Origin of the sequence: Pandoraea cepalis (assembly GCF_902459625.1) — a bacterium.
In the GTDB taxonomy this organism is placed as follows: domain Bacteria; phylum Pseudomonadota; class Gammaproteobacteria; order Burkholderiales; family Burkholderiaceae; genus Pandoraea; species Pandoraea cepalis.
Map to the genome: position 1 here is coordinate 98,315 of NZ_CABPRY010000011.1, position 25,835 is coordinate 124,149.

Below are 25,835 nucleotides of genomic sequence, written 5' to 3' on the forward strand. Positions count from 1 at the left end.
ACAGTGCCGCGCACGCGGCGCATTGTTCGTCCCACAGGTTGGACATTGCACGGCGACCCCACCACGATGGCAACGTTGCTCATTATAGGCATCCGGTCTGCGTCAACGCCAGCCTTCGGCGTCGCGCCCGCCCCACAGTTGGCGTTCGCACAACGCCTGTCGGGCGCGCACGGCCGCGTGGCGCTCGCATGATAGACTTGCCCACCGCCCGGCGCTTGCCGATGCATCGCCCCGGCGGGCGGCCACGCATCGCCGTCACAGCCCTCGCCGTGCGCGCACCCTTGCCGGCCGCCGTCTTCATCTCCTTCGCGTCACACCATGTCCTCCTTCCCGCTCAATCCCGCTCAGAACGAAGCCACACGCTATTTCGACGGCCCATGTCTCGTGCTGGCCGGGGCGGGCAGCGGCAAGACGCGCGTCATCACGCAAAAGATCGCGTGGCTCATCGAGACGAAGGGGTTCGAGCCGAAGCACATCGCCGCCGTGACCTTCACGAACAAGGCCGCCGCCGAAATGCGCGAGCGCGTGGCCAAGCAGCTCGAAGGCAAGCTGCTGACCACGCCGGGCAAGGAAGGCCGAAAGGTGCCTGTCAACCAGCTCACCATTTGTACGTTCCACTCGCTGGGCGTGCAAATCCTGCGGCGCGAGGCGGCGAACGTCGGGTTGAAGCCGCAGTTCTCGATTCTCGACGCCGACGACTGCTTCGGGCTGATTCAGGAGCAGTTGGGCACGACCGACAAGGCGATGATTCGCGGCGTGCAGACCGCCATCTCGCTCTGGAAGAACGGACTGGTCACACCCGAGACAGCGCTGGCCGCCGCCGAAACCGCCGACGAACATCAGGCCGCACTCGTCTATCGCAATTACATGGCCACGTTGCAGGCTTACCAGGCCGTCGACTTCGACGACCTGATCCGGCTACCCGCCCAACTCTTCGAACGCGACGAGGAAGTGCGCGAGCGTTGGCAGAACAAGCTGCGCTATCTGCTCATCGACGAGTACCAGGACACCAACACCTGCCAATACCTGCTGCTCAAGCTGCTCGCGGGTCCGCGCGCGGCGTTCACCGCCGTGGGCGACGACGATCAGGCGATCTACGGCTGGCGCGGCGCCACGCTGGAGAACCTCAAGCAGTTGCAGGTCGACTTCCCGACGCTCAAGGTCGTCAAGCTGGAACAGAATTACCGCTCGACGTCGCGCATTCTGACGGCGGCGAACAACGTCATCGCAAAGAATCCGAAACTCTTCGAGAAGAAGCTGTGGAGTGAGCACGGCCTGGGCGATCCGATCACGGTCACGGCGATGAACGACGAAGAGCATGAAGCCGAGTCGGTCGTTTTTCGCTTGTCGGCACACAAGTTCGAGCGGCGCGCCGAGTTTCGCGACTACGCCATTCTCTATCGCGGCAACCATCAGGCGCGCATCTTCGAGCAAGTGCTGCGGCGCGAACGCATTCCGTACGTGCTCTCCGGCGGCCAGTCGTTTTTCGACAAGGCGGAAATCAAGGACCTGTGTGCGTACCTGCGGCTGTTGGCAAACCCCGACGACGATCCCGCCTTCATTCGCGCCGTGACCACGCCGCGCCGGGGGGTCGGCAGCACCACGCTCGAAGTGCTCGGCAGCTTCGCGGGACAGGCCAAGGTGTCGCTGTTCGAGGCCGTCTACATGGGGGCGGTCGAGGCGCGGCTGCCGCCGCGCCAGCTCGAACCGCTGCGTGCGTTTTGCGACTTCATCCAGCGTATTGCAGCGCGCGCGGCGCGCGACCCGGCCAATGAAGTCATCGACGATCTGATGGAAGGGATCCACTACGAGGCGTATCTGTACGACACATTCGACGAGCGCCAGGCGCAATCGCGCTGGACCACCGTGCTCGAATTCCTCGAATGGATGAAGCGCAAGGGCACGCGTGGCGACGAGGCGCAGCCCACCGGCTTCGACAAGGCCGATGGCCTCGACGACGATGGCAAGAGCCTGATGGAACTCACACAGACCATTGCCCTGATGTCGATGCTCGAAGGCCGCGACGGCGACGATCCCGACGCCGTGCGCCTGTCGACGCTGCACGCCTCGAAGGGGCTGGAGTATCCCCACGTGTTTCTCGTCGGCGTGGAAGAAGGTATCCTGCCGCACCTTCGCGAGGACGAAGAAGTCACCGCCGAAAAGATCGAGGAAGAGCGCCGGTTGATGTATGTCGGCATCACGCGGGCGCAGCGCTCGCTGCAACTGTCGTGGTGCAAGAAGCGCAAGCGGGCACGCGAAACCTATTCGTGCGAGGTCTCGCGCTTCGTGCCCGAGATGCAACTCGACGAAGCGCCGCCCCCGCCGCCCGAAGACGCGCCCATGTCGCCGAAGGACCGGCTCGCCAGCCTCAAGGCCATGCTCGCGGGCGGGGCGAACAAGACGCCGTCGTCCTCGGGTGCCTGACTCGACACGCGCCGACCACGCCCTACCTATGAATAGCCCCCGCGAGCGGGGGCTGGCTTGAGGAACGGCGACATCGTACCGGGGCTGTCGGCGGCGGCACGGCGTACCGATAAGTCAATGCTTGCTGCTATTTGCCACTACCCGAAGACGTCTGATCGCAAGCGGCTGCCGGGCTCGACGCCACGACCATCCCGACCAGACCGGTCAAACAAAGCAGAACAGCAACCAACAGTTTCCGCATAGGCTCGCCTCCACTCGTCAGGTGAAGTTTCACTATAGAAGCGCATCCTGCCGATGACAAAGACATCTTGACCATCGGCGTGACGCGGGCGATAGTCGGTAGAAAACGGGCGAAACAAAACGTGAATTGCCTTGATTTCGACCCAATGCCCACACCGCCCGCGCTCACGTGATGCGCTCGGCGCACACGGCGGCGGCGCGTGTGCGGCACCGATCCCGAGACTTTGTGGAGCTGGTGCGTGAGACTGCATATCCTGTCCGACCTGCATTTGTCCGTGGCGCCGTTGGCCATTCCCGAGGTGGACGCCGACGTCACGATTCTCGCCGGCGACATCGGCCGACCGGCGCAAGCCATCGAGTGGGCGAAAGCGTTGGGGCGCCCCGTCATCTACGTTCCCGGAAATCACGAGTTCTACGGCGCGACACTGGCGGGCACGCTGGCCGACTTGCGGCACCTGAGCGCGGGCACGAACGTGCATCTGCTTGAGCGACGATCGGTGGTGATTGGCGGCGTGCGCTTTGTCGGCACAACGTTATGGACGGACTTCGCGCTGTACGATGCCGACGGCAAGCACGACGACGTCGTGGAGGAGTCACGCAAATTCGTACGCGACTTCACACGCATTCGCGTAGGCGATCCGGCGGTGCCGTGGGCGGAACTGCCGTGCTTCTCGCCGGACGACTGCGCGGCGCTGTGCCGCGAAAACGTCGCCTGGCTTGCGCGCGTGCTCGCCGCACCCCACGACGGCCCGACCATCGTGGTCACGCATCATGCGCCAACGCCGCAGAGCATCCATCCCCGTTTCGCAGGGTCGCTCGTCAATCCGGCCTTTATTTCGGATTTGACCTCATTCGTCGAATCGTCGGAGGCGGTGTTATGGATTCACGGACATACGCACGATTCGTTTGATTACCGCATCGGCCCGACCCGCGTGCTGTGCAATCCGCGTGGCTATTGCTTCGAGGGACGCGTCGAGAACGCGGCGTTCGATCCGACGTTGACGGTACGCGTGTAATACGGCGTCGTTCACCGGTGGACGCTGGGTCTCGGAAACAGGAATCCCCGCCGAAGCGGGGATTCCTGTGGGTGGCGAGCGCCTCGCGTCGGACGGGGCTAAGCGCTTGGCGGCTTACTTGGCCGCGCTCACCATGTAGTCGACGGCGGCCTTGACGTCGTCGTCGGACGCGTTGGCGGCACCGCCCTTCGGCGGCATGGCGTTCAGGCCATGGAGGGCGGCGTTGTGCAGCGTATCGATGCCGGTGGCGATGCGCGGGGCCCATGCGGCCTTGTCGCCGAACTTCGGGGCGTTCATCACGCCGCTCGCGTGGCAGGCCATGCAAACGGTGTTGTAGAGCTTCTTGCCCGCTTCGAGATTACTGCCGGCGGCGGCGGGGGCTGCGGTCTTGAGCGAGGCCATCGCGGCAGCGGCAGCGGCGGCTGTGCTGGCGTCGGCGCCGGAGGCTGCAGCGGGTGCCGCCGATCCCGGGGCGGGTGCTGCGGCGCCCGAGGCGGGCTGTGCCGGAGCAGCCGGTTCCTGCAGCTTGCCGCCGGAGGCGTTGGCCATGTAGACGATCGCCCGGCCGATTTCGTAGTCCGTCACGTCGTCGGGGCTGGTGCCGCCACGCGCGGGCATGGCGCCTTTGCCGGCGAGAGCGATCTTGAGCATGCCGTCGTAGCCCTGCGCGATGCGCGGCGCCCAGTCGGCCGTGCCGACCTTCGGCGCGCCGGCGGCGCCCGAGGCGTGGCAGGCGGCACAGACGGCCTTGTAGAGTTGTTCGCCGGTCTGATAGACGCGTGGTGCGTTGGCGTCCTTGATATCGACCTTGGCGACGGGCGCGATGCGCTCGGCGATAGCCTGTTCGGTCATGGCGGAACTGCCCGCGCCGGTCAGGGCGTTATTGCCGACGTAATTGACCAGCAGGACGATGATGACGATCGGAACCAGGAAACCCGCAACGACGGCGGCGATGAGCTGCTTGGGTGTTTTGATCAGAGACTCATGCTCGTTATGTGCTTCACTCATGCGGGATCTCTCAATAGTATTTTTGTGGAAACCGAGTGCATCACCCCAGGTGGCTGGCGCCATCCGGTCAAAATATCGAGCCATTGTAGCAACAAACCCTTGACCGATGACACGCGAAGGCGGTGCGCAGACGCCGCAAAAGTCCCGTGTTTTCCCTAGCTTACGCGAAAGCCAAAGCGGTGTTCCGCGTGCTTCGTGCGCGAAGTGTGGGGGCTCTGCATGCACAGTAAATCCGCGCTCACGCGGCACTTGGCAACGAATTGCCGCATTGTGTGGCGAGACGATGCACGGGGCATGGACGGCGCGCGGCAAAACCGCTATGCTTCTACCTCTTTGCCTACCGGTCGCGCGTTCGCGCCTTCTTCTCCGGTGGTCAGCATAGCGCCCGTAGCTCAGGGGATAGAGTATCGGCCTCCGAAGCCGAGGGTCACTGGTTCGATTCCAGTCGGGCGCGCCAAACAAATCAAGCACTTACATCCGCTCTCACTCCGCATTCGGCGGGCATCCGGAATTTGCGGCGCCGCCGGAATTGAACACCTTGGAAGCGCCGGCTGAGAGGGCAAGAATGGCCGACTAGGCGCGAACCGCAATCTGGCCGCCTGAAGCCCCACCGCCCACTTCACCGCGGAACACCGTCGCAGGGAAACGTCACCCTTATAGCGAGTTACCTTACTTTGTATTACATTCGGTGTCCTATGCGCATTCAAATAGCGCACGCACCGATGCTCATCAATCGAAATATGCGCGGTCTCCCTGAGCGTTGGCGTCCCATGACTGCCGTAGTGCGGGGGAAAGACCGTATCTTCTCGGTCACCGGTCGCCATGCACGGCGCGATACGAGAGATTATTCGTGGTCCAAGGCAAACTCGGGCTCGTAGCCCGTCAGGCGCAGCTCGCCACTACGACGTCGGTGACGTCTTCGGCTCCCGATTTCGGCTTTGTGCCGGCGCGAGGTCCAGCCCGAGGACCGACGGGTAAGGGGTTCATTCGAACGGTCGGGAGCACAGCCATTGCGCTGGCCCTCGCCGGGGCTGCAGCCCCTGTCTGGGCTGGGGCCTGCACCCCCAGCGACACCAGCGGCTGCGGTGCACCGGGCGGCGACGGTTTCCCGGGTCGAAGCGGCGCGGGCGGCGCCGGAAATGGCCAGGGCGGCGGCTCCAGCCACATCGACGCCAGCACCGTGACCGTACAGGACCCGGGAAGCTGGGGGGCCCTCGGTACCGGCGGCGCAGGCGCCATCGGAGATATCGCTGGCGCGTCAGCCAACGGTCCCGCGCAAGTGATCGCCTCCAGCAATATCACTGTCAACGGACCTTTGACGGGCGACGCCGGCAACGCGGGACCGGACGGAACCAACTTCGGAAGCGGTGGGAACGGCGGCAACACCGGGCTGTATTACCTTGGCAGCAACATCACCGTCACAGGCGCGGCAGCGATCACGGGCGGGGCCGGGGGCAACGGGGGAAATGCCACCAACGGCGTGAGCGGCAACGGCGGGGGCGGTGGCGGAGGTGGTAGCGGACTCACCTCGGCCGGGGTCGCAGCAACGATCACCAACAACGGGACGATTACCGGGGGCGTCGGCGGCATCGGGGGTTCCGGTGGGTTCAGCGGCGGCGGCGGCGCTGGCGGCGACGGCCTGCTCTCGCTCGGCGGCAGCGCGTCCATCGTAAATACCGGCACGATCACGGGCGGCGCAGGCGCCGCCGCGGGCGCGGGCGCCTCGGGGTCCGCTGCAGGCGGCGCCGGGGGCACTGGCGTCGATCTTGCCCAAACCCACAATTCCCTCACCAATATCGGAACGATCTCGGGCGGTATGGGCATCGGGGGCGGGGTCGGCGTGGTGACGCGCGGCACGGATTCGATCACGAACGCAGGTCTCATCATGGGTGCGCTGACCGGCGCAGGTGGGACCCGAGCGGCGGCGATCGAGTTTGGCGGCACGGACAATTCGCTGAATCTGCTGACAGGCTCCTCGATCCTCGGAACGCTGCTCTTCGACGCGGGAGCGACGGCCACCATTACCGCAAGCAACACGGGGCTGACACTGAACAACGACGTCATCCTGAGCGACGCGGCGTCGCGCGTGACCGTCTCCACCGCGTCGACCGGCTTGACGATGTCCGGCGTGATTTCCGGGGCTGGCTCGCTCAGTGCCGTAGGCGGCAACACGTTGACGATTTCGGGCGCCAACACCTATGCGGGCGCGACCACGATCAGCAATGGCACACTCGCCCTGGCGGGAAGCGGCAGCATCGCGGCGTCGTCCGGCGTCGTGCTCAATTCGGTGCTAGATATATCCGCCGTCACGTCGGGGACGTCGATCAAGGCGCTTTCAGGCGCGGGTACGGTGCGGCTTGGCGCACAGTCACTTTCGCTCACCAACGCGGCCGGCACGTTCGACGGCGTCATCGACGGCACGGGCGGCGTTCGCCTGGCCGGCGGCACCCAGACGCTGACAGGCACCAGCACCTACACCGGCGCGACCGTGGTCGACAGTGGTGCGACGCTCAAGCTCAGCGGCGGCGGCAGTGTCGCAGCATCGAGTGGCTTGACCAATAACGGCGCGCTCGACATTTCGGCAACGACAAACGGCGCGTCGCTGACGGGCATCGCCGGCAGTGGGTCGGTCGCGCTCGGGGCCCGTACCCTTACGCTCACGAGCGCCTCGGGCGTCTTCTCCGGCAGCATCGGCGGCTCCGGTGGGCTGACATTGAATGGCGGCACACAGACGCTCTCGGGCACAAACGTCTACACCGGCGCGACCACGATCAATGGAGGCACGCTGGCATTGACGGGCGCCGGCCAATTGTCTTCGGTGACGAGCCTTGCCATGCTGGGCAGCGGCGCGACGTTCGATATGTCTGCCGCGGGTGCGCAAGCGGTCTCCGGGTTAAGCGGCGTGGCGGGCACACATCTGCTCATGGGGGCGAATTCGCTGAGCGTCGACGCCTCAGGCGACAGTACGTATGCCGGCGACCTTGCCGGCAGCGGGACCTTCACCAAGCTCGGCAGCGGCATGCTCGTTCTCAATGGCGCGAGCACGGCCTTCACGGGGACGACGAGCGTTGCGGCGGGCACGCTCGAAGTCGGCGATGCGAACCACGACACCGCCTCACTGGGCGGCGACGTGGCCGTCGGTGCACAAGGGACCTTGCGCGGGCACGGCACGATTATCGGCAGCGTGACCAACGGCGGCATCGTGGCGCCGGGAGGCTCCATCGGCACGTTGCGCATCAGTGGAAACTACACACAGGCGTCCAATGCAACGTTGGCGATCGAGGTGAGTCCGACGGCGGCGTCGCAGCTCAAGGTATCGGGAAGCGCGACGCTGAACGGGGTGCTGGCGATTACGTACGATCCCGGCACGTACCAGGCAACACGCTATACGGTGGTTACCGCGGCGAATGGCGTAAGCGGTCGCTTCTCTTCAGTCACCGGCGCACAGGCGGCAGGCGCCAATCTTGGCAGCCTGCAATCGTCGGTCGCCTATGGCGCGAACGATGTCATCCTGTCACTGGCCGATCCGTCCGTCAGTGATCCGGGGAACGGGGGGGCAGTCGTGATTGCGCCGAAAAACACGAGCGTCTACACCGCGCTGGGCACGGCGGCGCTGGCGAATGCGCAGTCAACGGCCGCGGCGCTTCTCGATCAAGCCACGCGACGCGCCGTGGATACAGGGCTTGCCACGGGCGACGCAGTGCCGCGCACCTCGCCCGTCTGGGCCACGGCCACCGGATTGCATGCCCGTGTGAACGGCTCGGGCGCTCAGTCTGGCTTCCAGGAGAATCAATACGGCTTCCTTGCCGGCGCGGAACGGCACGAAGAACGCGTCATGTTTGGGCTTGCGGGCGGCTATTCCCATGCCGATCTTTCGGAACAGGGCACGGCGAGCTCGGGCACACGGGACACGCTGCGCCTTGCCGCGTATGCAAGCCGTGAGATGGGCGCGGTCGATGTTGCCGCCACTCTCGGTTACGGCCTTCACTTCCTGTCGCAGAAACGCCCGTTCGCGGGCATCGGCACGGCCGAGGGCGATCATATCGGGCAGGAATTGACGGCGGCGGCACAGGTGAGTGCACCGATGGCGATCGCGGGCATTGTCGTCACGCCTCGTGCCGGCCTGCGTTACGCCTACTTCCACGCGAACGGCTTCGAAGAGAGCGGTGCGGGCGGGCAGAATCTGCGCATTGGCACGGATAACACGCGCAGCCTGCAACCGTTTGTCGGTGTGACGCTCGACAAGGCGTTCGGCGACGCAACGCGCCCCGTGAACGTCCAGTTCCGCGTGGCGTACGCACACGAACTGCTCGATGTCGCCCGCGTGATCACCGTGGCCTCGCAGGACGGGACGGCCTTCGTCGCACCGGGTGCGGATTTGCCGCGCGGCTTCCTGACGCTCGGCGCCAGCGTCGGCGTGACACTGGCCAAGCACCTGGATATTTCGCTCGCTTACGATGCGCTCGTCAATACGGCACGCGCATCGTCGCAGGCCGGGCGTCTGAAGGTGAGTTACCGGTTCTGAACGCCCTTTCGCGGGTGGCGCTTGTCGCCGCCCCTTGTTCGCTCAAAACACCACCAGCCGGTCAACCAGTTGCGCGATGCGCGAGTTTGACGCCGACCACGATTCGACCGTGCGCGATCGACCGTCGAAGTACACCGTATTGATCACTGTCCCGTTGCGACTGAGCGTCAGCGTTGCATAGGCCAGGTATTCGCTCGGCGTGTTGCCCCACAGAGCATCGCGCCAGGCGCGGCGCACCGAGTAATTGAGCACCACGCAGCCCGTCGGCCAAGTGCCCGGGCTGTAGATCGTGCTCACGATGCCATAGGCGCGCAGGCGACCCTGTATCGCCGGCAGCAGATCGGAAATGCCATCCGGCGCCAGCTCGATACACACATTGTGCGAGAGCAACTCCGGCGCGGCGGGCGTCGTCGGCGGCACGATGGACGGCAGTTGATCCGACAACATCACGCCCGTCGACACCATGCTGGAGGCCACTTGCGCGGCGAGCACCGGCACCGGCGTCGTGAAGAGGCACCCGCCCAGGGTGGCACTGGCGGCCGCCGCCAGCATCAGCACTTTCGCCAGTCGTTTCATCAGAACGGCGACACGCCGAGCAGAATGCCCTGCAGCCAGCCTCCGCTGCTCCCGTCGGCAACCTGCCCCTCCTCCACCCGCGCCACCTTCGCCTGCCCCACCTTGCTCGACGCGACCACATTGCCCGGCGAGATGTCGAACTTGTTGACCACGCCGGTGAAGCGGAACGTCTCCATATTGCGCCCTTGCAGGACCTGCTTTTCCCCACCCACGACATAAGCGCCGTTCGGCAATACGTCCACGATCGCCACCGCAATCGTGCCGGCCAGCGCGGTGCTCGAACTGTTGTTGCCGTTGCCCTTGAAGGCACTGGCCGATTGACCGATGTTGAACCAGCGCTCCAGCACAGAATCCGCCCCATTGGCCTTGGCGGTCTTGGCCGTCACGCTCGCGTTGCGCGAGATGTCGCTCTGCGACTTGTTTCCACCCGACGAGTTTTCGGACACCGCGATCGTCAGCAGATCACCGATGCGATGCGCGACCGGTGTCTCGAACCAGTTCGTGGCGGTGGTCGACTGGTAGATGGATCCGCCCGTCTGCACGTTCGCCACGCGCGGCATGGGCATCATGCCCATCGGCGTGGGCGCCGGCGCCGAGCTGGAACAGGCCCCCAACATGGCGCCCGTGGCGGCCAGCAGCGCAAGCGTCCGGAGAACACCGCGCGCCGCAGCGCGCGGTCGCATCGACAGCTTCGACATGGTGAGGCGCCCCCGCGCCGACCCCGGATGCCGGATCCGGTCGTCTTGGAATAGTGTTAACGGTTGATCGATGATGCAGCCGACCCGGCGGCCAGCGTCGAGAGGGATAGTAAGGAGTGCAGGTGCAGGTACTAAGCACAAATAGAGGAAAATTTGTGGAGGCCCGCCGCGCGCCACACCGATGCTGAGAAAATGGCGCGCCAACGCCGGCAGAGCCCCCTTGGTTCGCCCCGTCAGGCGCTCTTTCCCGCCATCACCGTTCGCCCAACCACGCAGCGCATGAACTCCGGCATCACCCGCAAGCTTTTCCTCGCACTCTTCGCGACGGGCCTGATCACCATGACGGCCACGGCACTCGCCGTGCGCGCCGCGCTCGGCGGGCATCGCTGGCTGTGCGGCGACAACCTGATGTATCTGACGGTCCTCGGCGTCGCGCTGCTCGGTGTCGTGGCGCTGCACCTCGCCCGGCGTCTGCTCGTGCCCGTCACCCCGCTGCTCGAGGCCACCCACCGCATGGCGATGGGCGACTACAGCGTACGCGCACCGACGGCCGGTGCCGACGAGCTCGCCCGTCTCGCCGTCGATCTGAATCGCCTGGCCGACACGCTCGCCCGCAACGACCGCTCGCGCCGCGACCTGCTTGCGGACATTTCCCACGAGCTGCGCACGCCGCTGTCAATCCTGCGCGGGGAAATCGAAGCGATGGAAGACGGCGTACGCCCGCTCACGCAAGACGCCCTCGCCTCGCTGCGCGTTGAAATCTCGCAGCTCTCCAAACTGATCGACGATCTGTACGAACTCTCGCTCTCGGACGTCGGCGCGCTGACCTACACGTTCGCCCCCGTCGACATGACCGAGCGCGTCGCCACGTCCGTGGCCGCGTTCGGCGACTGGTTCGACGCCAAGGGCATCGCGCTGAACGTTCACCTGCCCGATGACACGCTCATCATCGACGGCGATCTCCACCGCGTGACGCAACTGCTGGGCAATCTGCTCGAAAACTCGCTGCGGTACACCGACGGCGGCGGCGCCGTGCGCGTGTACCTGTCGGCCACGGCCACGCAGTTGCGTCTGGAGATCGAAGATTCTGCGCCGGGCGTGCCGGACGACGCGCTGCCGCGTCTGTTCGAGCGCCTGTTCCGCGTGGAAGCGTCGCGCAGCCGGCGAAGCGGTGGCGCCGGACTGGGGCTGACGCTGTGCAAACATATCGTCGAAGCCCATGGCGGCCAGATCACCGCGCGACACTCCCCGCTGGGCGGTCTCGCACTCACGATCACTCTGCCGTGTCATCGCCCTGCGCCGGCGGCCGCAGGCCGGGCGTGCGGCGGCGGATGTGGCAGCTCACCCGGCGGGCCGAGCCGACCCGGGACCGCGCGGCTCGACGACCCCGCCCTTGCGAGCTCGTGGTGAACCCTTCGCCCATGGCTTCGACCTCGCCGAACCCGTCGCCGGGCGCGTCGCACGCATTGACCCCGACGCCGCTTCCCACCCCAAGTTCACCGACCGACGCGATGCCCCTCTCCGACACTGCCCCGATTCTGATCGTCGAAGACGAGCCCAAGCTCGCCGCCTTGCTCGCGGAATACCTGCGGGTGGCGGGCATGCCTTGCCGCATTCTCTCGGACGGCCGCGACGTGGTTGCGGCCGTACGCGCGACACAACCGCGCCTGGTGCTGCTCGATCTCATGCTCCCGGGCATGGACGGCCTCGAAGTCTGCCGCGCCGTGCGCGAATTCTCCGAGGTGCCGGTCGTCATGCTGACGGCGCGCGCGGCAGAAACCGACCGGCTGCTGGGCCTCGAACTCGGCGCCGACGACTACATCTGCAAGCCCTTCAGTCCGCGCGAAGTCGTGGCGCGCGTCAAGGCAATTCTGCGCCGGGTGAGAGGCGCCGGTACCCCCTCCGGCCCCCAAGGAACCGCCAGTCTTGCGAATGCGGCACCGCCGCGCGCGCTCGTCATCGACGCGATGCGTCATCACGCACGGCTCGACGGACACGAACTGCCGCTCACGCCGGTGGAGTTGCGGTTGCTGGCGACGCTCGCAAGCCATCCCGACAAGACCTTTCCTCGTGCCCACCTGCTCGATCGCATGTACGACGATCACCGCGTGGTGGCCGATCGCACGGTCGATAGCCATATCAAGAACCTGCGTCGCAAGTTGCAGGCGATCCGGCCCGACGAGGAAATCGTGCGCTCGATTTATGGCGTCGGCTATCGGCTCGAATTGCGCACGGACCGCCCCGGCTTGGGCGCGGCGCGGCATGGCGTCGCGGGTATCGACAATCCCGCCGGGGCGATGCCAGAATAGGCGCACCCGCGCCGCAGCGCGGTTCCCTTGAGGAGATCGACGATGCCACGCCGCGCCGCTACGCTGTCCCCGATGTCCACTGCCCGCACAGCCTTCGCCTCATCCGCCTCATCCGCCTCATCCGCCTCATCCGCTTCATTCACGCCAAACGGCGTCGCAGCGTCGATGCTCGGCATTGCCGGGCTTGCGCGGTCTTACTCGCCGATCAAACGCTTTCTGCAAGCTTCCACTGTCGTCGCGCTGCTCGGTGTGAGCGGCGGCGCGTTGGCGCAGACGCCCGTGTGTTTCGATAGCGTCGGCCGCGCCCTGCCGCCAGAGCAATGCTCGCAAGCCGCGCGCGATCAGGCCGCGTCGCAGGCCAGCGCTTCCGGCGCGCGATCACCCTCACTGCGCGACGAGTGTCGCGCGCTCGCCGACAAGATCGCCAACACGCCGGACAAGCCGGTCTACCAGCGCGGACGACGCGTGGAGTCACCCGCCGGCGATCGCGTCGACATTCCTACACGCACCCGCCCGCGCAAAGCCCTCATCGAGGAATACAAGCGCAAGTGCACGTAGGTGGACACCTACACGTTGACGAGAGATGTCTGCAAGTTAACGGAACTTGTTGCCCTATTTTCTTGACAATAACGTCAGAGGCCGCATAATCGTCGTCACGCCGACGGGTTGTCTGCCACGATTTCATGCAGACACATCCGTCGGATGCCGAATTATCGTTCTCATCATCCGCTTCATGGCCGACACGACGCGTGCCGCGTGGAATGCGTCATCGGCCCGACGTTTTATCCGGATCCATGCCGCCGTGCTCAGCACGCGGCACACGCTACCTGGAGGGAGAAAATGCAAAAACGCGAATTCCTGATGAAGACTTCCGTCGCCGTTGCCGCCGCTGCATTCGCGCTGTCGGGCTGCACCACGACCACCCCGTCGCAGGCCAGCAAGAGCGACAACTCACCCGGCGCCAACGCGAACAAGCGCCGTGAGATCGATGCGTCCGTGAATGGCGCGCTCGACAGGATGTATGCGTCCGTACCGGGCTCGCGCGAACTGGTGAACAAGTCGCGCGGCATGCTCGTGTTCCCGTCGGTGCTGCAAGCCGGTTTCGTTGTGGGCGGCCAATACGGCGAAGGCGCGCTGCGCGTGGGCGGCGCCACGAAGGGCTACTACAACACGGTGACGGCGTCGTTCGGTCTGCAGATCGGTGCGCAGTCGAAGGCCATTATCTTCCTGTTCATGACGCAGGACGCCCTGGACAAATTCCAGCGCACCGATGGCTGGACGGCGGGGGCCGACGCCTCCGTGGCCCTGGTCAAGATCGGCGCGAACGGCGCGGTCGATCTGAACACCGCGACTTCGCCGGTCGAAGTGATCGTGATGACCAACGCCGGTCTCATGGCCAACCTGAACGTCGAAGGCACGAAGGTCAGCAAGCTCAACATCTGACGAGGCCCGGACACGGCGAGGCGTTCAGGAATCTGGCGACCTCTCGCGTCCCACGCCAAACGACAACGGCGCCATCCGCAGTGGATGGCGCCGTTGTTTTATGCGCAGCCGATGACCGTCGGCATTACTCGGTGCTGAACGCCGCCGGACGCCACTTCAGCAAACGTTTCTCGAGCGACGTCAGCAGATAGTCCGCCGCCAGCGCCACCACGGCAAGCACGATCATCGCGGCAAACACGCCACTCGCATTGAACGCGCCCTGCGCGGTCGAGATCAGCAGGCCAATGCCCTGCTTCGAGCCGAGGAACTCACCGACCACCGCACCCACCAGGGCAAAGCCGAAGCTGACGTGCAGGCTGGCGAGAATCCACGACAACGCCGACGGAATCACCACCGACATCGTCACCTGACGGCGCGACGCCCCCAGGATCTGCGCATTCGCGATCATGTAGCGATCCGCCTCACGCACGCCCTGGAAGGCGTTGGCGAACACGACGAAGAACACCATCACCACGGCAAGCGCCACCTTCGAGGCCATGCCCAGACCCAGCGAGATCACGAAGATCGACCCGAGCACCACGCGCGGAATCGAGTTGGCGATCTGGATGTAGAGACTGAAGACATCCGAGAGCAGCTTGTTGCGGCCGAGCACGATGCCGCAGATCACACCCGCCACGCCGCCGATCAGAAAGCCCAGCACGGTCTCTTCGAGCGTGACGAACACCTGCGTCCAGAGCGGGCCCTGCGAGGTGCCTTCCACACACCATTCATAGATCTGCGCAACGATCTGAGTCGGTTGCGAGAAGAAGAACGGGTCGATCCACCCCACGCGCGCGCCCACTTCCCAGCCACCCAACCCGATCACCAGAATGGCCACGCGCAGGAAAATCACCAGCGCGCGACGTTGTTTGATGCGACGCTGCGCGCTGGCTTCCTCGCGCGCGAGATCGGCGTCACTGAATCCTGCCACCATGGCCTGTTCACTCATGTTCATGCCCTCCTCCAGACGGCGTGGGCACGCGCGTCGATGCGCGGCCCGCAATATCATTGTCGATGCCCCTCGGGGGGGCGTCGCCTTCAACCGATCTTCACTTCTTCACGCAGATCCGCCCAGATCTCGCGCGAAATGTCGATGAAGCGCTGCTCGTAGCGCACTTCGGACATCACGCGCGGACGCGGCAGGTCGATCGTGTACACATTCTTCAACGTGGCCGGACGCGCCGTGAGCACGAACACGCGATCGGCCAGTGCGATGGCCTCTTCCAGATCGTGGGTGACGAACACCACCGAGCCGGACGTCGACGACCACAGTTGCAGCAACTCGTCCTGCATGAGCGTGCGCGTTTGCATGTCCAGCGCAGAGAACGGCTCGTCCATCAACAGGATTTCGGGGTTGTTGATGAAGGTCTGTGCCAGCGCCACGCGTTTGCGCATGCCGCCCGAGAGCTGGTGCGGGTAGTGATCACCGAACTTGTCCAGGCCCACGCGTTTGATCCATTGGTCGGCCAGTGCGTAAGCGGCGTCTTTGGACTGACCGCGAAAGAGCGGGCCGGCGGCCACGTTCTCTCGCACGCTGCGCCACGGGAACACCGCGTCGTTCTGGAACACGAAGCCAATGCGCGGGTCGATGCCGCTGACCGGCTGCCCCATCACGCGCACGCTGCCGGCGGTCGGGCGCAGCAGGCCGGTGATCATCGACAGCGTGGTCGACTTGCCGCAGCCGGTCGGCCCGACAATGGCGACGAACTCGCCGCGGGCGACCGACATGCTGAAGTTGCGCAGCGCGATGGTGGCGTGGCCGTCCGCCGAGATGAAGCGGCACGACACGTTGTCGAATTCGATGGCCGGGGTATCGCGCGAGACAGGGCTCGCAGCGCGCGCCGGCGCAGTGGGGGTGATGGTCTGGGTCATGCCCGGTTCCTCAGTAACGTCGAAGGGCAAACGGTGTCGTTGCGGTTTTTCAGGGGTGAGTCTGCCCACACACCGGACGGTCGTCGGGTGCGGGCGGCTCGGGTGGCGGCGCGTCGAGCGACGCGCGCGCCTGAACTACAGGGTCAAAAGGGTCAAAGGGTGATACGCGAATCGAACGCTTACTTAGGCACGTTCGCCGCGTCGACAAACGCGTTGGTGTAGGTCTTCGAGAGGTCGATGTGCTTGCCCTTGACGTTCGGATTGAACGCGGCGAGCACCTTGAGCACCGTCTCCGGACCATCCTTCGGCATGCGGCCGTCCGGCGAGTACATCGGCAGCGAGTTCTGCAGCGCCTGCAGGTACAGCGCCTTGTTGTTGGCGTAGTAGTCCTTCGGCATCTTCTCGGTGATCTCGGCGGCCGTGTGCGTGTTGATGTACTTGAGCGTCTTCACGAACGCACGCGCCAGCTTGGTCGCCTCTTCCTTGTGCGTGTCGGCCCACGCGCGCTGCACGTACAGGCTCGACGCCGGGTAAGCGCCGCCCAGCGCGTCCACCGTGCCCTTGAGGGTGCGCATGTCGACGAGCACCGCCGCATCGCCCGTGTTGATCAGGCGCGAGGCGGTCGGCTCGGTCGTCATGCCGGCGTCGATCCGGTTCTGCTTGATGGCGGCGATGAACGTGTTGTCGGCGCCGACGGGCAGCACCGAGAATTGCGACGACGTGATGCCGTGCTTGGCCGCGAGGTACTGCGTGAGGAAGTTGGTCGACGCACCCAGGCCGGTCACACCCAGGGTCTTGCCCTTGATGTCGGCCATGCTCTTGATGGTATCGCGGCTCTTGGCATTGACCAGCTCGACTTCACCGGGCACTTGACCGAAGACCGTAATGGCCTCCACTTCCTTGCCCTTGCTTTGCAGGTCGATGGAGTGATCGTAGAAGCCAACCACGGCCTGCACGGCACCGGCGAGCAATTCGTTTTCGGCGTCGACACCGGCCGGCTGCGAGAGCAGCTCGACGTTCAGCCCTTCGTCCTTGAAGTAACCGAGTTGCTCGGCAAGCTTGGCCGGCAGGTAGATCATCTTGGTGATGCCGCCTACCATGATCGTGATCTTGCCGCTGTCGGCGGCGAAACTCGGCACGGCGGCCAGCGCCAGCGATGCGCCGAACACGGCGGCCAGAACGGGTTTCACGAAGGCTTTCGGCGTACGCACGCCATGGCTTGCTCGCATTATGGTGTCTCCATCGTTTTTAGGGATAATGGCTCAAGCGTCGCGTTGCGGCGCCGGCCGACCTCCGTGGTTGGCCACAGGGCCCAGGCAGCGGTCCTCTGAATCGTTTCCTTTGCCTTGATGCGAATTGTAGAAAACCGAAGCTTTCATCGAGCTTTCGTCCCATGCAGGTTTTCTCGCGCAACCGATGGGTGTTTACCCGCTGTTGGCTTGCGCCGGTTCGGCGGGCACACTCGCCGTCGCCGTCGCTGTCTGCGTCACTGCCTCCGTCGCCCTACGCCTTTGCCGTCATGAAACTGCTGCTGATCGAAGACAACGACACCCTCGCCCACTGGCTCGCCCGCATGCTGCGCGACGACAACTTCACGGTCGACGCCGCGCGCGACGGCGACGCCGCCGACCGCCTGCTGCAAACCGAAACGTACGACGTGGTGCTGCTCGATCTCATGCTGCCCAAGCTCGGCGGCAAGCATGTGCTGCGACGCCTGCGTGAGCGTCGCAACAATGTGCCGGTGATCATTCTCACGGCCAGCGGTTCCGTCGACGAGAAGGTCGACTGTCTCGGCGCGGGGGCCGACGACTATCTGGTCAAGCCGTTCGAAGTGCGCGAGCTGATCGCGCGCGTCAAGGCGCTCGCCCGCCGGCATGCGCCCGAGCAGAGCGCGGATCTGGTGTGTGCCGATCTGGCCTATCACGCGGGTACGCGACAGTTCACGATCGCGGGCGCGCCGCTCGCGCTGCCGTCGCGCGAGCATGCCGTGCTCGAAATCCTCATGCGCAAGCAGGGAAAGACCGTTGCCAAAAGCGCCCTCGTCGACGGCGTCTTCGGCCTCGACGACGAACCGAGCGCCGATGCCATCGAGATCTACATCCATCGTCTGCGCAAGAAGCTCGAGACGAGCCACGCGGCCATCATGACGCTGCGCGGTCTGGGCTATCTGCTGCGCGCCAAAGATGCTTAGCCTTCGCGTACGGCTGCTGATGTGGCTGATGCTGCCACTCACGCTCTACATCGGCGCGAGTGGATGGCAGGCCTATCGCAGTGCGCGCGACACCGCCGCGCTCGTGCAGGACCGGGCCTTGCTCACGTCGGCACAAGTGATCGCCGGAGAACTCACCTGGGTCGATGGGGCCCTGCGCGCGAGCGTGCCGCCCTCCGCACTCGAACTGTTCGCGTCGCCGGCGCGGGACCGGGTGTTCTATCAGGTCGTCACCGAAGACGGCCAATTGCTCGCCGGGCCGCCGGATTTCCCGCGCCCGCCGCTCTTTTCCGGCACGACCCCGGCGTACTTCAGCGTCACCGTGAATGGCGAGCCGCTTCGGGCCGTCAATTATGTGCGCACGATGTACAACGCCGGCACACCCTATCAGGTCGCGGTCGTGGTGGCCGAGACGATGCACGCGCACGACGCGATGCTCTCGCAGTTGTGGGAACCGTCGCTGCACCGCCAGATCGCCATGGCCGCGCTGGCCGCCTTGCTGGTGCTCATCGGGCTGACGGTGGAGCTGCATCCGCTCATTCGCCTCAAGGACGAGGTCGCCGGGCGCGCGCCGCAGGAACTGGTGCCCATTCGCGCCGGACAACTCCAAACCGAACTGCGACCTATCGTCGACGCCATCAACCTATGCATCCAGCGGCTCTCGGCACAGGCGCAGCAACAGCGGCGCTTCGTGGCCGACGCCGCGCACCAGCTACGCACCCCGCTCACGCTGCTCGATACCCAGTTGCAGTTCGCCGCGCAGCTCGATGACCGCGCGGCGCTGGCCGACGTACTCGCCGCCATGCAGACGAGCAGTCGGGGGCTGGCCGATCTCACCAACAAGCTGTTGCTGCTCTCGCAGGCGGAGGCGGCCGACACGCCCGCGTTCTCGCGCTCGCGCGTCGATCTGGTGGCGGTGGCCGCCGCCGTGCTTGAGGAACTCGTCGCCCTTGCGCAACGACGCCATATCGATCTGGGATTGGAGACGACCGAAGCGCACGTGTGGGTCGAGGGCAATGGCGAGCTGTTTCACGCCATGGTCATGAATCTTGTCGACAATGCGATCCGCTATATCCACGAGGGTGGTCGTGTGACCGTCGCCATCGACAGCCCTCAAGACATGGCCCGCCTGCGCGTGATCGACGATGGGCCGGGCATCCAGGCCGAGGCGCGGCAGCGTGTGTTCGAGCGCTTCTATCGCAATGCGCCGCCGGGTCAGCCTGGCACCGGGTTGGGGCTGGCCATCGTCAAGGAAATCGTGGCGGCCAGTTACGGCACCGTGACGCTGGCGTCGGGCGACGACGGTCGCGGCCTGATTGTGACCGTGACGCTACCGCTCGCGGTAGAGGCTGAACGCAACGCCCTTTAGAAGACGTTGCCGGCGTCACGTCTCCGATACCTCACACCGCATGCCTGCACCGCCGCGTGATAGAAAATCGCAGCCGTATGAAGTCGCAGGAAAAACTCAGTCATTACCGTTGGTTAGATTGAAAAAATCGTTTGAAACACTGGCTCGACTCCATGCGCTAGGACAAACCCTGATATATTTTGGGGTCTTCGCAGAATTTCCCTTAAGCACGCCAATACTTTTTGATCCAAATCAAAGAGTTATGCTTCGACGTCCGTCATGTGCTTGTTTGCCACGTGTAATTGTGACGAAATGTAAAGTTTGTTAAATTCGGTGGGGTCTCGGCGCGCAAGTTGCGGCACGGGACTTTTTCTCTCAGGGATCTGCCTCCATGCCGTTTCTCGTCGATCGTGCCGCACAGGCTGCGAGACGTCGCGTGTCACTTGACGACGCGTTGCACACGCGCGCCGCGACGCCGACATCGGGTCCGGCGGCTGCGTGCGACACGGCGTTGCCCGCCGAGTCTGCCTCGCGCGCGGCAGCGGCGCGCGCGCCGGCACTGTCCGAGGCAGGCTCGATAGACGCCGCTCGCGAAGCCGAGCGCACGCGCCTGGCCAGGGAGATACACGACGGACTTGGGGCGCACCTCACGGCACTGCAGTTGGTGGTGGCGCGTCTTGCCACGCGCGCCCCGGCCAACGCCGCCGAGTGGCAGTCCCTCTGCACCCAGATTCAGCAGGCAGCAAACGCGGCTCAAGACGCGGCGGACGACCTCGTCTGCCGCCAACGCCCGCCCGCGCTCGACGCCGGTCTCGTCGCGTCGTTGCGCGCCTGGCTGCGTCGCTTTGGCGAACAAAGCGGTCTCACCTGCATTTGGCGCTGCGACGACGTGACGCGCGAGCGCGTCGCCAAGCTCACGCCCGACGCGGTGCTGGCGTTATATCGAATTGCGCAGGAAGCCTTGACCAACGTTGCCCGACACGCACACGCCTCTCGCGTAGTGGTGGCGCTCGACGGCGGTCATCGTTCACTCAAACTCACGATTTCCGACGACGGTTGCGGCTTGGTCCGCGGCGCGCGTCGCAAGCAGGGACATTTCGGATTGGTTGGGATGCGCGAGCGCTGCACGGCGCTTGGCGGCACGATACGTATTGGCAGTGCGCAAGGATCGGGGACGCTCGTGAGCGCGCGTCTTCCCTGGCACCAGATTCTGTCGTCCCCGGCCGCGGCACCCGCGACCTGCCATCATGCCCCGGAATCGCTTGCTCTTCACGGATACGCATCATGACGCTCAGAGTGCTCATCGTCGACGACCACGCCATTGTGCGTCAGGGCGTGCGACAGTTGCTCTCCGACAGCGGGAGCATCTCGGTCGTCGGCGAAGCCGACTGCGGCGCGGAAGCGCTGGAGATGACCGACGCCGCCCAGTGGGACATCGTCCTGCTCGACATTTCACTGCCCGACACGAACGGTCTCGAAATTCTCAAGACCCTGCGACGCAAACATCCGCGTCTGCCGATCATGATCTTCAGCATGTACGGTGAAGGCCAGTTCGCGCTTCGGGCCCTCAAGGCCGGCGCGGCCGGGTATCTGAGCAAACGCTCGAACGCCCAGCAGTTGGTGTCGGCCGTGCGGCAGGTCGCCGCGGGCCGCAAGTATGTCAGCCCGATGGTCGCCGAGACGCTCGCCGACTACCTCGGCCCGGACGCCGACCAGCCGCCGCACGAGCGCCTGTCCGACCGGGAATATCAAACGCTTTGCATGATCGGCTCGGGCAAGCGCCTGACCGACATCGCCAATGCGCTCTCGCTCTCGGTCAAGACGGTGAGCGTGTATCGCACACGCCTGCTGGAAAAGATGCGCCTGAACAACAACGCCGAACTCACCTATTACGTGATGCAACACGGCCTGGTCAGCGCCGAGATGGGACCGCTCTGCGCCTGAGCGTTCCGGCACCACCCCATCAGAAGTAAGCGATCACTACGTGGCCCGAGAATGCGGGCCACGTGCATTTCGGACCGCCGAACCGACCTCCGTCGTCGACAGCGTTGCGTCCGGCAACGCTTTCTCACCCAGGCGAAAAATTTTCTCGTGCGCCTTCAAAGCGTTGCCACCTGCCGAGAATTGGCGGTCGCGCCGCGGGGGCCAGGCAATCGCCTGCGCCTCTCCAAGCCTTACAGGGATTGAATAAGCGGCAGATTGCCCCTTTCCTTGCGGGATCGATCGGGGAAGAATTTTGTAGACTGATCCGCTAGCGTTTTTCCTACATCGACAGGGCCCGTCGATGGGGGGTGACACATCATTTTGTGAAATCACCCTAAATTTTCCCAATGGCCGTCCGATATCCCCTACAACGGCGGCTTTCGGCGAATGGCTGTAGAGCCGAAGTTACGGCGCCTAAGCCGGAGCCAAAAATTTTGGGAAAGGAGTGGCTAAATGTCATCTGTCATCAATACCAATATCTTCTCGCTGGTTGCACAACGTAACCTGAGCACGTCGCAGTCGGGCCTGCAAACCTCGATCACGCGCCTGTCCTCGGGTATGCGCATCAACAGCGCCGCCGACGACGCCGCCGGCCTGGCGATCACGGACCGCATGTCGGCCCAGATCAACGGCACGCAGCAAGCGCAGCGCAACGCCAACGACGGTATCTCGCTGGTGCAGACCGCCGCGGGCGCCCTGTCGGCGATCACCGATAACCTGCAGCGCATCCGCACGCTGGCCGTTCAGTCGACCAACTCGACGAACTCGGCTTCGGACCGTGCCGCGCTGGACCAGGAAGTTCAACAGCGTCTGGCGGAAGTGAACCGCCTGGCCACGCAAACGTCGTTCAACGGCCTGAACGTGCTCGACGGCTCGATGGGCACGGCGAACTTCCAGGTCGGCGCCAACGCAGGCCAGACCATTTCGGTCAACCTGCAACAAAGCATGACCATCTCGAGCATCGGTTCGGTCGCGCAAACGACGTCGGCCGCCAATCCGCTGAGCTTCACGGTTGCCGCACTGACCGTGCAGATGGGCGCGGGCGCCGCCGTCAACGTCAAGGCTGGCACGTACAACAGCTCGGCCGACCTGGCCACGGCCATCAACACCGCCGCACAGTCCGCCGGGTTCACGGGTAACGTCGCCTCGGTCAACTCGGCCGGTGAAATCGCCATCACCAACACCGACGCGGCACAAACGATGACGATCGCGGGTGCCGACGCCACCACGCTGGGCATGGCCGTCGCCGCTGCTACCTCCGGTACGACGACCACGTCGACCGCCGTCGCCTCGACGTTCTCGCAAACGCTGGCCGCAGGCGACCTGGTCCTGACCGTCAACGGCAAGGCCACGAACATCACCGGCAAGATGAACAGCGCCAGCGACCTGGCCAACGCGATCAACTCGTCGAACAGCGGCGTGAACGCGTATGTCGACACCACGGGCAAGATGCACCTCAGCTCGGGTTCGGCGTTCCAGATCAGCGGCGGCACGGCGGCAACGCTGACCAAGCTGGGTCTGCCGACGACTGCCACGACCTACGCCACGAGCGGTAGCCTGGCACAAGCCGACGTCAAGTCGGTCAACAGCGCCACGCTGATGCTGTCGCAGATCGACTCGGCCATCGGCACCGTCGACACGCTGCAATCGACCCTGGGCGCTATTCAAAACCGCTTCCAGTCGACGATTTCGAGCCTGTCGACCACGACGCAGAACCTGACCACGGCGCGTTCGGGTGTGCAAGACACCGACTACGCTGCGGAAACGGCCAACCTGACCAAGTCGCAGATCCTGCAACAAGCCGGTATTTCGATGCTGGCCCAGGCCAACCAACTGCCGCAACAAGTGCTGAAGCTTCTCCAGTAAGCGCCTGTTGGGTAGGGTTTGACGCCCGGCGGCAACGTGGCCGGGCCGCCGGCGGCGCCACCTTCACGGGGGGCGCCGCCGCAAACATTACAAAGGCAGTCTTTTTCCTGCCGGCGTTTTGTGAGTTGAGCAACCATTTGAGAGAGCGAGCAATTTATGGCGACTACCGGCAGTAGCACTACGGGCTCCATTTCGTCACCGGGCATCGGCTCCGGGCTGGACGTCAACGCCCTCGTGACCAGTCTGATGCAGCCGGCCACGCAAAAGCTCAGCTTGCTCAAGTCACAAGAAGCCAGCTATCAAACCAAGGTTTCCGCGCTCGGCAGCCTGCAATCGGCGCTGAGTTCGTTCCAGTCGTCGCTGTCTGCCCTGTCGTCGGCGTCGTCGTTCCTGCAGATGACGGCCACCCCGGGCGACGCGACCTTCCTGACGGCGTCGGCGGACACCACGGCGAAGGCCGGCAGCTATACGATCAACACGACGCAGCTGGCGCAGGCGCAAAGCCTGTCGACGTCCGGCGTGTCGGATCCCGCCGCGTCGATCGGCAGTGGCGCGTCCACCCAGTTGACCTTCAGCTTCGGCACGATATCGGGCGGCACGCTCGCGAACGGCACGTACACTGGTGCCAGCTTTTCGCCGAATGCCCAGCAGGCGCCGTTCAGTATCACGATCACGAACAACAATAATTCGCTGCAAGGTATTCGCGACGCCATCAACGCCGCCAAGGGCGGGGTTACGGCCACGATCGTCAACGACGGCAGCGCCACGCCGAACCGCCTGGTGCTGACCTCGACGCAGACCGGCCAGGCGATGAGCATGAAGGTGGACGTCGCCGCCGGCGGCGACGCCACGCTCACGAACATGCTGGCGTACGACCCCACCGCCACGCAGAACCTGACGCAGACGGCCGCGGGCCAGAACGCGAACCTGACCATCAACGGCCTGGCCGTGTCGAGCCAGACGAACACCGTCAAGAGCGCCGTGCAGGGTCTGTCGATGACCCTGCTCAAGACCGGCACAACCACCGTCAGCGTCAGCAACAACAGCGACGGCGTCACCAAGTCGGTCAACGATTTCGTCACCGCGTACAACACCCTGCATTCCGCGATCGGCCAGCTGACGTACTTCGACAAGTCGGGCGCCACGCCCGGCAGCACCTCGAACAACAACGGTCCGCTGATCGGCGACACGACCACGCAGATGATCACGACGCAGATCCAGCAGATCCTGAACGGCAAGCTGCCGGGGGTCTCGGGATCGGTGCTGACCTCGCTCGCGGACATCGGCGTGACGTTCCAGGCCGGCGACGGCTCCGGCAGCGCCACCGATACGTCGGGCCAGCTGGCGGTCGATTCGACCAAGCTGCAGAAGGCCATCGCCTCGGGCGGCTTCGCCCAACTCGCGTCGCTGCTTGCCACCAACGGCACGACCAGCGATAGCCTGATCAGCTATCAGGGCTCGACCACCAATACCCAGCCGGGCCAGTACGACGTGGTCATCACGCGACTGGCGACGCAAGGCACGCTCACGTCGAACGCCACGCTTGGCGCGAGCACCGTCATCAACGGCACCAACAATACGCTGACGGTGCAGGTCGACGGCACGAGCACGACCATCACCATCCCGAACGGCACGTACACACCCGACAAGATGGCCGCGGCCTTGCAGGCCGCGATCAATGGCAACTCGCAGTTCGTGGCCAACGGCTCGACAGTGACCGTCAAGCAGACCGCCGGGGTGCTGTCGATTACGTCGAACCGTTACGGCTCCGCCTCGAACATCCGCGTGACGTCGGGCAATGCCCAGACCACGCTGTTCGGCACGGGGGTGTCGCCCAGCACCGATGGCGTGGACGTCGGCGGCTCGATCGGCGGCGTGATCGCCACGGGCAGCGGCCAGTCGCTGACGGGCGCCGCGGGTTCGCTGACCGACGGCCTGAAGATCCAGGTCACGGGCACCAACCTCGGCAATCGTGGCACCATCAATTTTTCGCAAGGCTATGCGTCGCTGCTGTCGAACCAGGTCAGCAACTTCCTGGGTGCCAAGGGCGCCATCAGCACGGCCACGTCGAACCTGAATGCCAGCATCAAGCAGGTGCAGCAGCAGGAAAGCGACTGGCAGGACCAGATGACGCAGATGCAGAACCGCTACCTCGCCCAGTTCACGGCGCTGGACGCGACGATGGCCAAGTTGCAGAACACGAGCGACTACCTCAAGCAGGTGCTTGGCGGTTCGTCGTCTTCGTCGTCGTCCTCGAAGTAAGCCCGCGACGCACTCAC

The 25,835-nt window shown here is 64.9% G+C and carries 19 protein-coding genes and 1 tRNA gene; 14 read left to right on the plus strand and 6 right to left on the minus strand.

The genetic code is table 11. The annotated features are described in order from the left end of the window. Positions 1–318: 318 nt before the first annotated feature. Positions 319–2,424, plus strand: a complete 2,106-nt coding sequence (locus PCE31107_RS19435) for a UvrD-helicase domain-containing protein (protein WP_017231709.1) — start codon at positions 319–321, stop codon at positions 2,422–2,424. A 479-nt stretch (positions 2,425–2,903) separates the two neighbouring features. Beyond that, positions 2,904–3,680, plus strand: coding sequence for a metallophosphoesterase (locus tag PCE31107_RS19440; RefSeq protein WP_130027539.1), 777 nt, complete (start codon positions 2,904–2,906; stop codon positions 3,678–3,680). A gap of 114 nt (positions 3,681–3,794) precedes the next feature. Here the strand turns inward: PCE31107_RS19440 and PCE31107_RS19445 are convergent, their stop codons facing one another. Beyond that, positions 3,795–4,688 carry a c-type cytochrome gene (locus PCE31107_RS19445; protein ID WP_130027540.1) on the minus strand — a complete coding sequence of 298 codons (894 nt, stop codon included), beginning with the start codon at positions 4,686–4,688 and terminating at the stop codon, positions 3,795–3,797. 381 nt (positions 4,689–5,069) lie between these two features. Between PCE31107_RS19445 and PCE31107_RS19450 the strand changes: the two genes are divergently transcribed. Both PCE31107_RS19450 and PCE31107_RS19455 read left to right on the plus strand, forming a co-directional pair. After that, positions 5,070–5,145: transfer RNA gene (locus tag PCE31107_RS19450), tRNA-Arg, on the plus strand. Positions 5,146–5,538: 393 nt separating this feature from the next. Beyond that, complete coding sequence (locus PCE31107_RS19455) at positions 5,539–9,213, plus strand: autotransporter outer membrane beta-barrel domain-containing protein (protein WP_246181889.1); 3,675 nt, start codon at positions 5,539–5,541, stop codon at positions 9,211–9,213. Between the two features lie 42 nt (positions 9,214–9,255). On the opposite strand, the gene PCE31107_RS19460 is transcribed toward PCE31107_RS19455, so the two are convergent. Beyond that, on the minus strand, positions 9,256–9,789 hold the full coding sequence (locus tag PCE31107_RS19460; protein WP_150610346.1) for a hypothetical protein: 534 nt from the start codon (positions 9,787–9,789) through the stop codon (positions 9,256–9,258). Beyond that, the gene (locus tag PCE31107_RS19465) at positions 9,789–10,487 is read right to left on the minus strand and encodes a flagellar basal body L-ring protein FlgH (RefSeq protein WP_150610347.1); all 699 of its coding nucleotides are present in this window, start codon (positions 10,485–10,487) and stop codon (positions 9,789–9,791) included. The genes PCE31107_RS19460 and PCE31107_RS19465 overlap by 1 nt, the downstream gene beginning before the upstream one ends. A gap of 279 nt (positions 10,488–10,766) precedes the next feature. Here PCE31107_RS19465 and PCE31107_RS19470 point away from each other — a divergent pair, with 279 nt between their 5' ends. The 4 genes from PCE31107_RS19470 to PCE31107_RS19485 all read left to right on the plus strand — a co-directional run bounded on the left by PCE31107_RS19470 (position 10,767) and on the right by PCE31107_RS19485 (position 14,239). After that, positions 10,767–11,897 (plus strand): ATP-binding protein, encoded by a 1,131-nt coding sequence (locus PCE31107_RS19470; protein WP_246181890.1) that lies wholly within the window; start codon positions 10,767–10,769, stop codon positions 11,895–11,897. A 101-nt stretch (positions 11,898–11,998) separates the two neighbouring features. Then, on the plus strand, positions 11,999–12,796 hold the full coding sequence (locus PCE31107_RS19475; protein WP_240756343.1) for a response regulator: 798 nt from the start codon (positions 11,999–12,001) through the stop codon (positions 12,794–12,796). Between the two features lie 165 nt (positions 12,797–12,961). Then, entirely contained in the window at positions 12,962–13,354 is a 393-nt protein-coding gene (locus PCE31107_RS19480) for a hypothetical protein (protein ID WP_130027547.1), read from the plus strand. 282 nt (positions 13,355–13,636) lie between these two features. Continuing rightward, positions 13,637–14,239 carry a BPSL1445 family SYLF domain-containing lipoprotein gene (locus tag PCE31107_RS19485; RefSeq protein WP_150610350.1) on the plus strand — a complete coding sequence of 201 codons (603 nt, stop codon included), beginning with the start codon at positions 13,637–13,639 and terminating at the stop codon, positions 14,237–14,239. Positions 14,240–14,363: 124 nt separating this feature from the next. Here the strand turns inward: PCE31107_RS19485 and PCE31107_RS19490 are convergent, their stop codons facing one another. The 3 genes from PCE31107_RS19490 to PCE31107_RS19500 form a co-directional block, all read right to left on the minus strand. Further along, complete coding sequence (locus PCE31107_RS19490; protein ID WP_017231589.1) at positions 14,364–15,233, minus strand: ABC transporter permease; 870 nt, start codon at positions 15,231–15,233, stop codon at positions 14,364–14,366. A gap of 83 nt (positions 15,234–15,316) precedes the next feature. Then, positions 15,317–16,150: an ABC transporter ATP-binding protein gene (locus tag PCE31107_RS19495; protein WP_130027549.1), complete on the minus strand. Its 834-nt coding sequence runs from the start codon at positions 16,148–16,150 to the stop codon at positions 15,317–15,319. Positions 16,151–16,329: 179 nt separating this feature from the next. After that, positions 16,330–17,379 carry an ABC transporter substrate-binding protein gene (locus PCE31107_RS19500; protein ID WP_150610351.1) on the minus strand — a complete coding sequence of 350 codons (1,050 nt, stop codon included), beginning with the start codon at positions 17,377–17,379 and terminating at the stop codon, positions 16,330–16,332. 290 nt (positions 17,380–17,669) lie between these two features. Here PCE31107_RS19500 and PCE31107_RS19505 point away from each other — a divergent pair, with 290 nt between their 5' ends. From PCE31107_RS19505 to fliD, 6 genes are all read left to right on the plus strand, one after another. After that, positions 17,670–18,341: a response regulator gene (locus PCE31107_RS19505; RefSeq protein WP_026131524.1), complete on the plus strand. Its 672-nt coding sequence runs from the start codon at positions 17,670–17,672 to the stop codon at positions 18,339–18,341. After that, the gene (locus tag PCE31107_RS19510; protein ID WP_240756110.1) at positions 18,334–19,728 is read left to right on the plus strand and encodes a sensor histidine kinase; all 1,395 of its coding nucleotides are present in this window, start codon (positions 18,334–18,336) and stop codon (positions 19,726–19,728) included. Before PCE31107_RS19505 ends, PCE31107_RS19510 begins: the two co-directional genes overlap by 8 nt. Before the next feature lie 415 nt (positions 19,729–20,143). Next, positions 20,144–20,995: a sensor histidine kinase gene (locus tag PCE31107_RS19515; RefSeq protein WP_174966733.1), complete on the plus strand. Its 852-nt coding sequence runs from the start codon at positions 20,144–20,146 to the stop codon at positions 20,993–20,995. Continuing rightward, a complete protein-coding gene (locus PCE31107_RS19520) occupies positions 20,992–21,651 on the plus strand; it encodes a response regulator (protein ID WP_017231583.1) in 660 nt (219 codons plus the stop codon). The genes PCE31107_RS19515 and PCE31107_RS19520 overlap by 4 nt, the downstream gene beginning before the upstream one ends. Positions 21,652–22,143: 492 nt before the next feature. Continuing rightward, positions 22,144–23,556 carry a flagellin N-terminal helical domain-containing protein gene (locus PCE31107_RS19525; protein ID WP_130027552.1) on the plus strand — a complete coding sequence of 471 codons (1,413 nt, stop codon included), beginning with the start codon at positions 22,144–22,146 and terminating at the stop codon, positions 23,554–23,556. 156 nt (positions 23,557–23,712) lie between these two features. Further along, positions 23,713–25,818 (plus strand): flagellar filament capping protein FliD, encoded by a 2,106-nt coding sequence (gene fliD / locus PCE31107_RS19530; protein WP_150610353.1) that lies wholly within the window; start codon positions 23,713–23,715, stop codon positions 25,816–25,818. The last annotated feature ends 17 nt before the right edge of the window (positions 25,819–25,835 follow it).

Excerpts from the sequence above, each read along its gene's own strand:
- PCE31107_RS19475 (WP_240756343.1), top strand. The coding sequence starts at position 11,999 with ATGCCCCTCTCCGACACTGCCCCGATTCTGATCGTCGAAGACGAGCCC.
- PCE31107_RS19520 (WP_017231583.1), top strand. The coding sequence starts at position 20,992 with ATGACGCTCAGAGTGCTCATCGTCGACGACCACGCCATTGTGCGTCAG.
- PCE31107_RS19465 (WP_150610347.1), bottom strand. The coding sequence starts at position 10,487 with ATGTCGAAGCTGTCGATGCGACCGCGCGCTGCGGCGCGCGGTGTTCTC.
- PCE31107_RS19445 (WP_130027540.1), bottom strand. The coding sequence starts at position 4,688 with ATGAGTGAAGCACATAACGAGCATGAGTCTCTGATCAAAACACCCAAG.
- PCE31107_RS19490 (WP_017231589.1), bottom strand. The coding sequence starts at position 15,233 with ATGAACATGAGTGAACAGGCCATGGTGGCAGGATTCAGTGACGCCGAT.
- PCE31107_RS19505 (WP_026131524.1), top strand. The coding sequence starts at position 17,670 with ATGAAACTGCTGCTGATCGAAGACAACGACACCCTCGCCCACTGGCTC.
- PCE31107_RS19435 (WP_017231709.1), top strand. The coding sequence starts at position 319 with ATGTCCTCCTTCCCGCTCAATCCCGCTCAGAACGAAGCCACACGCTAT.
- PCE31107_RS19480 (WP_130027547.1), top strand. The coding sequence starts at position 12,962 with ATGCTCGGCATTGCCGGGCTTGCGCGGTCTTACTCGCCGATCAAACGC.
- PCE31107_RS19495 (WP_130027549.1), bottom strand. The coding sequence starts at position 16,150 with ATGACCCAGACCATCACCCCCACTGCGCCGGCGCGCGCTGCGAGCCCT.
- PCE31107_RS19500 (WP_150610351.1), bottom strand. The coding sequence starts at position 17,379 with ATGCGAGCAAGCCATGGCGTGCGTACGCCGAAAGCCTTCGTGAAACCC.
- PCE31107_RS19460 (WP_150610346.1), bottom strand. The coding sequence starts at position 9,789 with ATGAAACGACTGGCGAAAGTGCTGATGCTGGCGGCGGCCGCCAGTGCC.
- PCE31107_RS19470 (WP_246181890.1), top strand. The coding sequence starts at position 10,767 with ATGAACTCCGGCATCACCCGCAAGCTTTTCCTCGCACTCTTCGCGACG.
- PCE31107_RS19525 (WP_130027552.1), top strand. The coding sequence starts at position 22,144 with ATGTCATCTGTCATCAATACCAATATCTTCTCGCTGGTTGCACAACGT.
- PCE31107_RS19485 (WP_150610350.1), top strand. The coding sequence starts at position 13,637 with ATGCAAAAACGCGAATTCCTGATGAAGACTTCCGTCGCCGTTGCCGCC.
- PCE31107_RS19510 (WP_240756110.1), top strand. The coding sequence starts at position 18,334 with ATGCTTAGCCTTCGCGTACGGCTGCTGATGTGGCTGATGCTGCCACTC.
- fliD (WP_150610353.1), top strand. The coding sequence starts at position 23,713 with ATGGCGACTACCGGCAGTAGCACTACGGGCTCCATTTCGTCACCGGGC.